Annotated in this window: 14 protein-coding genes; 9 read left to right on the top strand and 5 right to left on the bottom strand. The window is 70.1% G+C overall.

Going from position 1 to position 11,597, the window contains the following annotated elements:
- Positions 1–72 precede the first annotated feature (72 nt).
- The 6 genes from Pka01_RS22155 (at position 73) to Pka01_RS41300 (ending at position 3,410) form a co-directional block, all read left to right on the top strand.
- Complete coding sequence (locus tag Pka01_RS22155; protein ID WP_239115192.1) at positions 73–597, top strand: RNA polymerase sigma factor; 525 nt, start codon at positions 73–75, stop codon at positions 595–597.
- The gene (locus Pka01_RS22150) at positions 594–1,718 is read left to right on the top strand and encodes a CU044_5270 family protein (RefSeq protein ID WP_203884743.1); all 1,125 of its coding nucleotides are present in this window, start codon (positions 594–596) and stop codon (positions 1,716–1,718) included. The genes Pka01_RS22155 and Pka01_RS22150 overlap by 4 nt, the downstream gene beginning before the upstream one ends.
- A gap of 185 nt (positions 1,719–1,903) precedes the next feature.
- Complete coding sequence (locus tag Pka01_RS22145) at positions 1,904–2,260, top strand: ArsR/SmtB family transcription factor (RefSeq protein ID WP_203884742.1); 357 nt, start codon at positions 1,904–1,906, stop codon at positions 2,258–2,260.
- Positions 2,260–2,766 (top strand): SRPBCC family protein, encoded by a 507-nt coding sequence (locus Pka01_RS22140; RefSeq protein WP_203884741.1) that lies wholly within the window; start codon positions 2,260–2,262, stop codon positions 2,764–2,766. The genes Pka01_RS22145 and Pka01_RS22140 overlap by 1 nt, the downstream gene beginning before the upstream one ends.
- The gene (locus Pka01_RS22135) at positions 2,763–3,239 is read left to right on the top strand and encodes a VOC family protein (RefSeq protein ID WP_239115191.1); all 477 of its coding nucleotides are present in this window, start codon (positions 2,763–2,765) and stop codon (positions 3,237–3,239) included. Before Pka01_RS22140 ends, Pka01_RS22135 begins: the two co-directional genes overlap by 4 nt.
- 36 nt (positions 3,240–3,275) lie before the next feature.
- A complete protein-coding gene (locus tag Pka01_RS41300) occupies positions 3,276–3,410 on the top strand; it encodes a hypothetical protein (protein WP_275414491.1) in 135 nt (44 codons plus the stop codon).
- Positions 3,411–3,424: 14 nt separating this feature from the next.
- Here Pka01_RS41300 and Pka01_RS22130 read toward each other — a convergent pair whose 3' ends face one another.
- Positions 3,425–4,396, bottom strand: a complete 972-nt coding sequence (locus Pka01_RS22130) for an ArsR/SmtB family transcription factor (protein WP_203884740.1) — start codon at positions 4,394–4,396, stop codon at positions 3,425–3,427.
- Positions 4,397–4,465: 69 nt separating this feature from the next.
- Here Pka01_RS22130 and Pka01_RS22125 point away from each other — a divergent pair, with 69 nt between their 5' ends.
- Positions 4,466–5,677 carry an MFS transporter gene (locus tag Pka01_RS22125; RefSeq protein ID WP_203884739.1) on the top strand — a complete coding sequence of 404 codons (1,212 nt, stop codon included), beginning with the start codon at positions 4,466–4,468 and terminating at the stop codon, positions 5,675–5,677.
- Between the two features lie 38 nt (positions 5,678–5,715).
- Here Pka01_RS22125 and Pka01_RS22120 read toward each other — a convergent pair whose 3' ends face one another.
- Positions 5,716–6,516 (bottom strand): putative hydro-lyase, encoded by an 801-nt coding sequence (locus tag Pka01_RS22120; RefSeq protein WP_203884738.1) that lies wholly within the window; start codon positions 6,514–6,516, stop codon positions 5,716–5,718.
- Positions 6,517–6,606: 90 nt separating this feature from the next.
- Here Pka01_RS22120 and Pka01_RS22115 point away from each other — a divergent pair, with 90 nt between their 5' ends.
- Positions 6,607–7,107, top strand: a complete 501-nt coding sequence (locus tag Pka01_RS22115) for a hypothetical protein (RefSeq protein ID WP_203884737.1) — start codon at positions 6,607–6,609, stop codon at positions 7,105–7,107.
- A 346-nt stretch (positions 7,108–7,453) separates the two neighbouring features.
- Here Pka01_RS22115 and Pka01_RS22110 read toward each other — a convergent pair whose 3' ends face one another.
- Both Pka01_RS22110 and Pka01_RS22105 read right to left on the bottom strand, forming a co-directional pair.
- Complete coding sequence (locus tag Pka01_RS22110; RefSeq protein WP_203884736.1) at positions 7,454–8,632, bottom strand: CU044_5270 family protein; 1,179 nt, start codon at positions 8,630–8,632, stop codon at positions 7,454–7,456.
- Complete coding sequence (locus Pka01_RS22105; protein ID WP_203884735.1) at positions 8,632–9,180, bottom strand: RNA polymerase sigma factor; 549 nt, start codon at positions 9,178–9,180, stop codon at positions 8,632–8,634. The genes Pka01_RS22110 and Pka01_RS22105 overlap by 1 nt, the downstream gene beginning before the upstream one ends.
- A 291-nt stretch (positions 9,181–9,471) precedes the next feature.
- Here Pka01_RS22105 and Pka01_RS22100 point away from each other — a divergent pair, with 291 nt between their 5' ends.
- The gene (locus Pka01_RS22100; protein WP_203884734.1) at positions 9,472–10,377 is read left to right on the top strand and encodes a sensor histidine kinase; all 906 of its coding nucleotides are present in this window, start codon (positions 9,472–9,474) and stop codon (positions 10,375–10,377) included.
- 90 nt (positions 10,378–10,467) lie between these two features.
- Here the strand turns inward: Pka01_RS22100 and Pka01_RS22095 are convergent, their stop codons facing one another.
- Positions 10,468–11,523 carry a helix-turn-helix domain-containing protein gene (locus Pka01_RS22095; RefSeq protein WP_203884733.1) on the bottom strand — a complete coding sequence of 352 codons (1,056 nt, stop codon included), beginning with the start codon at positions 11,521–11,523 and terminating at the stop codon, positions 10,468–10,470.
- Positions 11,524–11,597 lie beyond the last annotated feature (74 nt).

Genomic DNA, 11,597 nt, shown 5'->3' with positions numbered 1-11,597 from the left:
GCGCCGGAGGTAAGAACGGAGGCTCCCTGCGCATTACCCGGTGACACCTTCCCCGACGAAGGAGCAGGACCAGTGAAGGAACCAGATGCGGGCGCCCGGTTCACCGAGATGTACGCGGCCTGCCACGAGCAGGTATACGCGTACGCGGTGAGCCGGGCGGGCCGGCAGCTCGCCGACGACGTGGTCGGCGAAACCTTCCTCGTCGCATGGCGGCGCCTGTCCATGGTCCCCGAGACGCCGTTGCCGTGGCTGTTGGTGACGGCCCGCAACGTGATGCACGGGCGATACCGGGACGAGGTACGGCAGGCCTCGCTGGCCGCCGAGTTGCGTGCCTGGGTGGAGGAGGCGGACGCGGACGTGGCCGACGGGGTGACCGAGCGGGCCGCCGTCCTGGCCGCCCTGGCCCGGTTGAGCGACGGCGACCGCGAACTGCTGACGCTCATGGCATGGCAGGGCCTGTCCAACCGGGAGGCGGCGCACGTCGTCGGCTGCTCGGTGGCGACGTTCTTCGTCCGCCTGCACCGCGCCAGGAAGCGGCTCGAAGCCGCCATGGAAGACGCACCGACCACATTCGACCTCAAGGAGTTCAGCCGATGAGCAGGCATCGCGACGTGCTGCGGGTGCTGTCAGAGGCCCGGCCCGCCCAGCTCGATCGAGGCCCGCGCCCGATCGACCTGGCCGCCGTCACCGCCTTCCCGCAGGAGACCGGCGGCCGGGCGAGCAGGCGCAGGCTGGTTCTCGCCGCCGGGCTCGTCCCCGCTGTGGCGGCCGCGGCGGCGGTCATGGTGATGGTCACGGTGATGGTCGCCCAGAGCCCCGCCACCCCCACGCCTCAGCCCACCCTCACCCAGCGGCCCGCGCCCGTGGACACACCCGCGGACACGCCCGTCACGGCACGGGGGCTGCTCCTGGTCGCCGCCGAGCAGGTCGCCGCCGACGAGGCCGCAGGCGGGCGGTACTGGGTCACCAGGATCGAGAACGGCGAGACCCGGCAGGTCGGTCCCAAGGCCAGGCCGTACGACGTCGTCATCAGGATGATCGACGAGAAATGGCTGGCGTCCGGCCCGAAGGACAGGAGCTGGGTCTTCTTCCAGAGCATGGGCGCCGCACCGGCCACCGCCGCGGACGAGCAGGCGTGGAAGCGGGACGGCTCCCCCGCCCGGTGGACCGAGCCCGCACCCAAGGGCATGAAACCCGTCATCATCAGCGCAAAGGGGGGGCCTCGCCGGCTCAGGACGCCAGATGGTCTGTCCGGCAAGGATATTCACCTCCTCGGCGGACAGCCGATCACCTCGGCGGAGTTGTCCGCGCTGCCGGCCGATCCGTCGGCTCTGAAGGCCTATCTGCTCAGAAAGCACGCCGGCACGGGCAGTCTCGAGAGCGAGAACGCGTACCTGTTCTGGAGCGCCAACGCGCTCGTGCTCGATCTGCCGGTGACTCCGGAGGTGCGTGCGGCGGCTTACAAGCTGATCGCCGGCCTGAAGGGCATCACCAGCCTGGGCACTGTCACCGACCAGCACGGCCGTAAAGGGGTGGCCGTTGCCTACACCCGGCGCGGCGACTCGGGCGCGCTCGGCCAGATCCGGCTGATCATCGATCCGCGCACCGGGCACGCCCTCGCCGAGGAGTCCTGGAGCCTGGGAGGCAGGGACAAGCTCATGAGCTACACCGTCGTCATCAGCGCCGCCTGGTCCGACGACGCACCGCCCAAGGAATAGGCGGGGGCCGGCGGTGTGTGGGCCGCCCCCCGCCCGGTCCGCACCCGCCGGAACCGGCCGACCGACCCGCCGGTTGCTTCCCTTCATCCCCGGTCGACGCAGGCGCGGGGGGGGCACGGGCCTTGACATGGACTGAAGCGCACACGTATAAAACCATCTAGTTATAGAACTGGAAGGTAATCAGCGTGGCCTCCGACATTCTCGACGCGACGTTCGCCGCATTGGCCGATCCCACCAGGCGGGCGATCCTGGCCCGGCTGGCGGAAGGCGAGGCCACGGTGATGGAGTTGGCCGCCCCGTTCGCGATGAGCCAGCCGGGCGTTTCCAAGCACCTGCGGGTGCTGGAGCGCGCGGGCTTGATCTCCCGAGGTCGCGACGCGCAGCGGAGACCGTGCCGGCTGGAGGCCACCCGGCTCAAGACCGCGATGGACTGGCTGGCGGACTACCGCTCCTACTGGGAGGAGAGTTATCAGCGACTCGACGACCTGCTGGGCGAACTCGAGGCCGACAAGTCCGGCACCGGAGAACGGGAGGCCCTGTGATGTCACGGCCGGCGCCCGGCGAGGGCCTGTCTGTGACGACACCGTCCGACACCGAACTGGTTCTGACCAGGACGTTCGACGCGTCCCGTCCGCTCGTGTTCGACGCGTTCACCCGGCCGGAACTGCTCCGGCGGTGGCACGGGGCGCGTGGCTGGCATCTCGTCGTCTGCGAGATCGACCTGCGTCCCGGCGGCACGTGGCGCTTCGTGTCTCGCGGTCCGGACGGCGCCGAGATGGGCCTCAGCGGCGTGTACCACGAGGTCGAACCGCCATACCGGCTGGTTCAGACCGAACTGCACACCGGCTGGGAAGCGGGCGAGGCGCTCGTCACCACCGTCTTCGACGAGTCGCACGGCAGGACCACGATGAACACCACCGTGCGCTACTCCTCGCGGGAGATCCGCGACAGCGTGCTCCGTACCCCCATGAAACGCGGCGCGGGCGAGGCCTACGACCGGCTCGCCGAGGTGCTCAGCGAAACGACCCCGAAAGGCGATCTCGAATGACCGACTCCCAGCCCGGCGACCTGCGGCGCACGCAGACCGAGATTCCGGCCGATGTCGCCGACATCCCGGCCGACCCCGACATGCCGCCCGTACGTCCCGGGATGTTCCTGCTCGAACTCGTCCCGGTGCCCGTCGAGGACATCGACCGGGCCAAGGCCTTCTATGCGGCTCTCGGTTTCCACCCGGACGTGGACGTGCGACCGGCGGACGGGGTGCGGATCGTCCAGTTCACTCCGCCGGGCTCGGCCTGCTCGATCGTCCTGAGCGAGGGCGTACCGTCTCTCGACATGCCCGTCGGGACGCTGCGCGGCCTGCACCTGGTGGTGAGCGACATCGAGCAGGCCCGGGCGACGTTCATCGAGCGCGGCGCCGACGTGGGGCCGGTCGAGGATCTGGGCGGTGTCTTCTACGCCGCCTTCGCCGACCCGGACGGCAACACCTGGACCCTCCAGCACATGCCCTGGCGGACCTGAGCCGCGCCGCCACCCGGCGTCGTCGCCTACCTCGGCATGGGCCTGCCGTCGATCGCGTTCAGCCTCGTCATCCAGAGCGCGGCCCTCGAGGCCACGATGATCGGCTTCGCCGTCGCCCTCTCGCTCGGCGCCGTCGCCGCCGTCGTCACGGCCGTCCGCGCCGCCCGCTGACGGCCTCGAGCGATTCAGCCCGTCACGGCGAGGAGGGATTCCGCGATGGTCGTGCGGGCGTAGAGGACCGAGTGGCCCGCACGGTGGGCGCTGACCATGCCGGCGTCCCGCAGGGCGGTCAGGTGCTGGGAGACCCCCGCCGCGGAGATGCCGGTGCGGCGGGCGAGATCGGTCGTGGAGGCCGGGGCCTCCAACTCGGCCAGGATGACGGATCGGGATCGGCCGAGGACACGCGCGATCGCCTCGAGGTGCGCGACCGGGCGGCTCTCCCACAACGTGCCGATTCCGCGCGCGGGATAGGCGAGCTGGGGCGGCTCCGGCGGGCGCGACCAGGTGAGCATGCCGTCGGCGAAGACGGAGGGGACCAGCAGCAACCCCGACCCGGTCGTCTCGCGGCGGATGCCGCAATGCCTGCGGACCAACCGGAGGGTGTTGTCGTCCCAGCTCACCGTGGAGTGCAGGTCGTTGAACAGGTGGCCCGCGCCGCGCTCGGCGACCTGCCGGGCACGGTGGAAGACGTCCGCGTCGAGCACCACGCGGATCCTCGCCCAGTAGGGAGCGAGCGCCACCTCCCAGTAGACCTCGATCTCCTCCGTGAGGCGGCGCAGCCGGGCTTCCGGGTCGGCGCGAAGAGCCTTGCCGTGGGGACCGGCGCCGCCGAGGAGGTCGAGGTCGGCCAGCACCTGATCGGCCGGAGTGGCGCGGATGGCGGCGAGTTCGGCGTCGAGGGTGGGAGCCGGCTCGTCGGGCGGCGGGGTGAGGAAGTCGGGGAGATAACGACTGGCCGGGATCAGTTCGGCCAAACAGCCCGAGTCCAACTTGGCGGCGGCCACGCGCGGCCGTACCTGATCGATCCAGGCGCGGTGCACGGGATGCGCGGTTCCCATCGCGAGCAGCCGGAAGCTGGTGACGACCTCCCACATCGGCGAGACCGCGAACCGGGTCAGGGCCAGATCGTCGGCTGAGAAGGCCAGTTCGGACAGCACGGGCGCTCCAAGATTCGATCTGGACTTAATCAATGGTCATGAGTGTACGGCGGTCGCAGGATCTCCGACATGCTCTCCACCTTCAGCGGACTGCCCCGTACCGCCTGGGTCGTCTTCGCCGGCACCGTGGTGAACCGGCTCGGTTACGTGGTCACCCCCTTCCTCGTCTTCTACCTCGGATCGCGTGGCATCCCCACCACGCAGACCCCGTACGTGCTGGGTGCGCTGGGCGCGGGCAACCTGATCGGCCCGGTGGTCGGCGGCCTGCTCGCCGACCGGGTGGGCCGGCGTCCCACGATGCTGACCGGACTGATCGGAACGGCTCTCGCGCAGGGCCTGCTGTTCGCCGCGCCGAACGTGGTCACGCTGGCACTCGCGGCCGCGCTTCTCAGCGCGGCGGGCTCGATGGTCAGCCCGGCCGCCGGCGCCCTGCTCGCCGACACGGTGCCTGCCGAGCGGCGGCGCACCGCCTTCTCGTTGCTCCATTGGGCGATCAACATCGGCACCGCCGTGGCCGGAATGCTCGGCGGATTCCTGGCGACGCACGGCTACTGGCTGCTGTTCACGCTGGACGCGGCGAGCTCGCTGGCGTTCGCGCTCATCATCGTCGTGCTGCTGCCCGGCGGAAACGCCGTCGCCGTGCGGACCACCGATTCCGGAGGCGGGACGGGTTACGGAGTGGTGTTCCGGGATCCGCTGATGCGGGCGTTGCTTCCGCTGTTCGGCGTCGGGCTGGCGATCTACTCGCTCACCGAGGTCTGCCTGCCGCTGGCGATCCGTGACCACGGCCTGCCCGCCACCACCCTCGGCCTGATGGCCACGCTCAACGCCGCCCTGGTGGTGGTGCTGCAACCGATCGCCACGAACGTCCTGGCCCGGTTCCGGCAGGTCCCGGTTTATGTGAGTGCCAGTGTGCTCGCCGCGACCGGCATCGCTCTGACCGGAGTGGCGCACGACACCTGGTCGTACGGCGGGACGGTCGTCCTCTGGTCGATCGGCGAGGCGATGGTCGGCGGCATCCCCGGCTCGATCGTCGCGAGCCTCGCCCCGGCCGACGCTCGCGGCCGCTATCAGGGCAGCTTCCAGTGGACGTGGGGCATCGCCCGATTCATCACCCTGTCCGTGGGCACCACCGTCTACGCCGCCGCCGGCCCCGCCGTGGTCTGGTGGTTCAGCGCCGTCGCGGGCATCGGTGCCGCCCTCGGGATCGGAGCCATCGCCCCGAGGATCTCCCGTCGCACGGCCGTCCCCGGTGCCGTTCCCGCAGCAGCCACGGCCTGATCGCGGTGCGGTCCGACATGGCCCGGTAGGGGGGCCGGTCAGGGCACCGCGTACGCGCTGTCGCGGGCGTCGGTGATCGCCATGTGGCCGGGCGCGTGGCCGATGGCGAACGGAGGCCGCGACCGCATCACCGCGGCCTGGGGAGTCACCCCGCAGGCCCAGAAGACCGGCAACTCGCCGGCGCGTACCTCCACCGCGTCGCCGAAGTCAGGGCGGTCGAGGTCCGCGATGCCCAGCACGGCGGGATCGCCCACATGCACCGGGGCGCCGTGGACGGCCGGGTAACGCGAGGTGATCCGGACCGCGGCCGACACCAGTTCGGCGGGGACCGGACGCATCGACACCACGAGGGGGCCGGCCAGCTCGCCCGCCGGCCGGCACGGGCGGTCGGTCAGATACATGGGCACGTTCGTGCCCGCCTCGATGTGGCGGACCGGCACACCCGCCTCCAGCAGGGCCGCCTCGAAGGTGAAGCTGCAGCCGATGAGGAAGCAGACCAGGTCGTCACGCCAGTGGGAGCTCACGTCCGCGACCTCGGCGACCTGCTCACCGTTCCGGTAGACGCGGTAGGCGGGCAGGTCGGTGCGCAGGTCGCCGGCGAAGATCGACGCTGCGGTCTCGCCCGGCTCGGTGACGTCCAGCACCGGGCATGACCGCGGGTTGCGCTGGGCGAACACCAGGAAGTCGTACGCCCGGTCCCTCGGCAACGCGATCAGGTTGGCCTGGGTCCAGCCCGCCGCCCAGCCGGAGGTGGGTGTGACAAGCCCCGCCCGGAAGAGCGCCCGCGCCTCCGGTGGGGTCAGCCGCGCCCGGTCGGCCACGTCCCCGCCCGCTCTCATGTCATCCATTCAACGACGCCGGGTGGCGGGATGGAACAGGCCGGATTCACTGACGCAGGGTGTCAGTGAACCCGGCCTAGCGTTCGCGGCATGACGGAGATGAATCCAGACGGCCGCCATGACTTCGACTTCTTCCACGGGCGCTGGACAACGCGAAACCGCAAACTGGCCGACGTGCTCGACCGCGACTGCACGACCTGGGTCGAGTTCGACTCGACCGTGCGCTGCGAGCCCGTTCTCGGCGGTCTGGGCAACGTCGAACCCTTCACCGCGCCGGCCATGCCGCCCTCCGGTGATCCGCTCGAGGCGATGACCCTGCGGTTGTTCGACCCGCGTACCGGAAACTGGCGGATCTGGTGGATCTCCACCCGGCAGCCGGGGCTCCTCGACGACAACCCCATGGAGGGGAGGTTCAGCGGAACGCACGGCGAGTTCTTCGCGGTCGAGACCATCGACGGCGAGGCGGTACGGGTGAGGTGGGACTGGGACGTCCTCGGCACCGAGAGCGCCCGATGGGAGCAGCGCTTCTCCTACGACGCCGGCGTGACCTGGCACCTGAACTGGACCGCGGCCCACACCCGGTCAGACTGACCGCACGCCAGGAGCCCCCCGGCCCACCCCTGGGTGTGATCATGCACAGGTTCGCCGACCAGGTACACGACCTGGGCTCTTCCACCCCGTGATCATGCACAGGTTCGCGCAGACCCGCAGTGAGCTGGCCGTACACACTACGTGATCATGCAATCCACCACTGCATGATCACGAAGCATGAAACCCCAGGTCGAGCCATACATCCACGAAACCGTGCATGATCACGAAACGTGACTGCGCTGGTCAGCGCCCATGCGGCCGAGTCTGTGCATGATCACGCCAGAGGGTGGTCGCGCCGGAGGGTGGCCATGCCGGAGGGGGTCACCCCCCAACAGCGGGGGCGGGATCAGGGGCGTGCGCCGAGACTGTCGGTCCAGCCCATCGACTTGTAGGCCATCGTCAGGAGAGGCTTCTCCCCTTCACCGAAGGCTGCCTGGTAGGCCAGCAGCCGGCCGGTGTCCGGGTCGACGATCAGCCGGAATGACTCCCTCTCGGAGTTCCCCTTGAGGGTCATCTCGATCGCGATGCCGGGACGGCCGAACGGGTCCGTCACCTTTCCGGCCACGGTGAGGCCGGGCTGGTCGGCGAGGACGCGGTAGAGAGCCGCCCGGGTCCCCGGTGTGACCGGCCCGGCCAGCAGGTCCTGCGCCGTCGACCAGACGTACTGCAGGAAACTGCCCTTGAGGGGGTACTTCGGGTCGTTCACGTCGGCCTGATACCTGCGCTTCAGCTCCTTCTCCAGGCCGTCCTTGGTGGTGGGCAGCTTCGCGAGCTCGGCCATGCTCAGCTGCTGCTGGCCGATCATGAAGTTGAGCGCCATGTCGTAGTTGTTGACCCTGGGCTTGGTCGAGCCGCCGGTGTGGAGGGTGAGCGGGGGCGCGCCCATCTCCTTCCACTTGGCCTCGTCGGCCGGCGAGTCGAAGGCCGTCTTGAAATCGATGCCGGTGATCGTCCGGCTGCGGTCCTTGGGGCTCCGCGCCAACCAGGACTCCTGCGAGGTGGAGACGGAGGCGGTGAAGGGCAACATCTTCACCTTCGGGCTCTTCCCCGATCCCGGCTTGGTCACGATCCGGTCGACCCGTGAGGTCTCCCGTTCGAGGGTGTACCAGTAGCGGCCGGTCGTGGCCGGCTCGCGCGCCGCGGTCGCCGCGGCCGCCAACAGGACCGAGTGGGCGTCCAACCGGGTCGCCGAAGGACTCGGAGCCGCGGCGACGGGCGTCGTGGACCGGCCGTCTCCGGAGACCGTGTCCCCGGAGACCATTCCAGGGACGATGATCGCGGCGGCGGCGAGCCCCGCGACCGCGGTGCCGGCGATCAGGAAGAGCGGACGTCGGCGCTGGGACAAGGTGATCCTTCGGGTCGGCAGTTGGGTTCGGGGGGTCTCGAACGCGCGGGCGAGGTCCGCGGACCGGCGCCGCCCGTAGGCGTCGTCGGCCAGGTCGTCCAGCTGCGCCGGCCTGAGCCGGGTGACGAGGTGGTCGGTCATGTCGTGCTCCAGGTGGGGGCTTCTGGGCGGGTTCGGCATCAGATCTCCTCCAAGAACGGGCGGGCGGCGGCCCGGTACGGCGGCGCGACTCGTGGCTCCACCCGCATCGCCCTGGACAGGCGGGTGCGGGCGCGGTGGAGGCGCACGTTGTAGGTGCGGGCCGAGCAGCCCATGACGGCGGCCGCCTCCTCCGGAGTCAGGCCGTGCCAGGTGGCGAGGGTGATCGCCTCGAAGTCCTTGTCGCGGAGGGAGGCGAGCGCGGCGAGCGCGCTCTGCCGGTCGAGCACGTGCTCGGCGACGTCCCAACTCGTCTGGTCCGCGGCCGTGGTGAGCACCGTGATCCGGTCGATCAGCGCCTGACCGCGGCGCCGTGCGTCACGCTGCTTGGCGAGCAGGTTGCGCGCCACCCCGAGCAGCCACGGCAGCGGCTGATCGGGGAGCTCGTCCAGGCGCCGCCAGGCGACCAGGAACGTCTCGCTCGACACGTCCTCCGCCGTCTCGCGCTCGGCGCGCAGCAGCGCGTAGCCGAGCACGCTGCGGTAGTGCCGGTCGTAGAGGTTGGTGAAGCGTTCATGAGGATCGTTCACACCAAGTAGTCCCTCCCGGCGCGCCCCGATTACCGCCCCCGACAAGGAATACGCGATCGACGCGCCCGCCGAATCCGGCGACCGGGGCGATCATGGTCGTGACCTGCGCGTCAAGGCTCGTTGAGGCGTGTTCAATTCCTGAACAATGTGTTGCGGCCCGCTTCCCCGAGGACGCAGGATCTCCAAGTACCGGGGGCGACACCCCCGGACCGGCGAGATCGGCCGGCGTCGACGACGCCGAGTCGCCCTCAACGGGCGACTGCCCTGGTGGCCGACGGAGGAGGACCCAGCATGACGACGCAGTTCGACGATCTCGCCGCTCAGGCGCCGGTCAACTGCGATCAGCTTGGGGACGAGCGCACCGAGTGGATCCTCGCTCAACAGCTCCAGTTCGCCGCGGACGTCTCACATGAACTGCGGACTCCTCTGGCCGCCCTGCGGCTCCAGTTGGAGGAGGCTCTGCTCCACCAGGACGAGACCGAGCTTCCCGGCCTGCTCGCCGGCCTGTTGCGTGACGTCGACAGGCTGGAGGCGATCACGACCGACCTGCTCCTGCTCACGCGCGTGGCCGCCGGTCCGCGGCCGTCCGAACAGGAGAAGGTCGACCTGGCCGACCTGGTGCGGGCGGAGGTCTCCCGGCGGGCGAGCGGACATGAGGTCCGGCTCCGGCTCGAGCGTGGAGTGCTGGTCCGGGCCGTCCCGAGCCAGCTCGACCGGTTGCTCGCCAACCTGCTCGACAACGCCCACCGGCACGCGAGGACCACGGTCGAGATCCGGGTCCGCCGTGACGGCGACAGCGCCGAGCTCCAGGTGATCGACGACGGTCTGGGCGTCGCCGCCCCGGATCGAGAAAGGATCTTCAGGCGGTTCAGCCGGCTCGACGCCGCACGCAGCCGCGAAAGCGGCGGCACCGGCCTCGGCCTGGCGATCGCCCGCGACATCGCACAAGCCCACAAAGGCACCCTCCGCGTGGGGGACGCCGCCGGTGGCGGCGCGTCCTTCGTCCTACGACTTCCTCTTGCCGACCCTCCCGACCGACCCGTCAGGTTGTGGGAGCGTCTGAGGCAGAAGCCGGTGACCGATCTCTGGGGTCCACAGGATTCCCTCGTCATCGTGGCCGCCTGTTGTCCACCAGGTCCGGTCGCGTCGGCGAGCACACGATCCTTCCAGGTGACCAGGTCAGCGGAGGCTGTCTAGTCCGCCGGTACGGCCATGGCGGCGAACGCCGGCGTGGCCGTACCGGCGGACAACCCCTCTCGTGCGGCAAGCCGAGCTGTTTGAGCCGATCTATTTGAGCCGGTAACGCCGGAGCTTCTGATAGAGCGTGCCCCGGGAGATGCCGAGTTTGGCGGCGGCGGCGGACTTGTTGCCCGCGCACTCGACGAGGACGTTCGAGATGATCTGGGCCTCGGCCCGTTCGATCGGCGTGAGCCTGGCGGGCTGCGGCTCGGCGGAGGCGGGAAGTGCGGCCTGCCGCCCGACGGGCACGACCCCGGCCAGCAGGAGCACCACCCCGTCTGCCAGGGTTCCCGGCGTCACGGGGAACATGCGGGCGGTCACCATTGCGCTGAGGCGGATCGTGCGTGCCGTCGGCCCGGCCTCCCTGACCGTCGCCCACAGGCGGCCCTGGTCCAGATTCAGCGACGTCGCCGTCTCGTCGGCGATCATGATGTGGTCGTAGAGCGTGATCACCGGACTGGTCGTCGTCGCACGGTAGTTGAGGAAGACGTCGAGCAGGCGGCGCTGCTTGGCGGTGGCGGCGGCGTACAGCGCCGACGTGATCTCGTCGGCGAGGAGCCGCACCGCCATCCGCAGAAGGTGGTTCGCGTCGTCCGCCCTGCAGGTCACGTTGACGGTGCCGAGGGGCTGTCCGGTGATGGGGTGGGCGATCGGCATCGCGGCGCACGCCCACCTGTGCAGGGGTTGTTTGTAGTGCTCTCCGCCCACGATCATCGCCGGGCGGCCGCTTTCCAGGGCCACGCCGATCGCGTTGGTCCCGGCGTGCGCCTCGCCGTAACGCGCCCCCTCCGCGAATTCGTACCGGTCGAGCGCACGGCCCAGGGACCGCTCCGAGACCCACCGCCAGTTCAGGTTGCCGTTGGTGTCGGTCAAGACCAGGCAGGTCGCGCTGCCGACGAGCGTGTCCCCGATCTTCTCCAGCACGGGAGCCGCCGTTCGCACGAACGCCGAACCCGAGTCGATCTCGATGTAACCGACATCGAGCCGCTCGGGATGTACGCCGCTGTCCTGGGAACGCCGCCACGAACTGACGATCTCCCCCTGGATACCGGTGGGTTCTCCCCCGGATTGGAAGATCTCCCACGCGTCGAGAGCACGCGCCATGATCCCCCCGATGCGACGCCGTACTAGTTGACCTGCGTTATCCCCTCTGTCTACCTTCTGGCGAACTTTTCCAG

Origin of the sequence: Planotetraspora kaengkrachanensis (assembly GCF_016862895.1) — a bacterium.
GTDB classification, from domain to species: domain Bacteria; phylum Actinomycetota; class Actinomycetes; order Streptosporangiales; family Streptosporangiaceae; genus Planotetraspora; species Planotetraspora kaengkrachanensis.
Note: the sequence above shows the minus strand (reverse complement) of the source record. Positions and strands in the feature narration are given on the sequence as shown.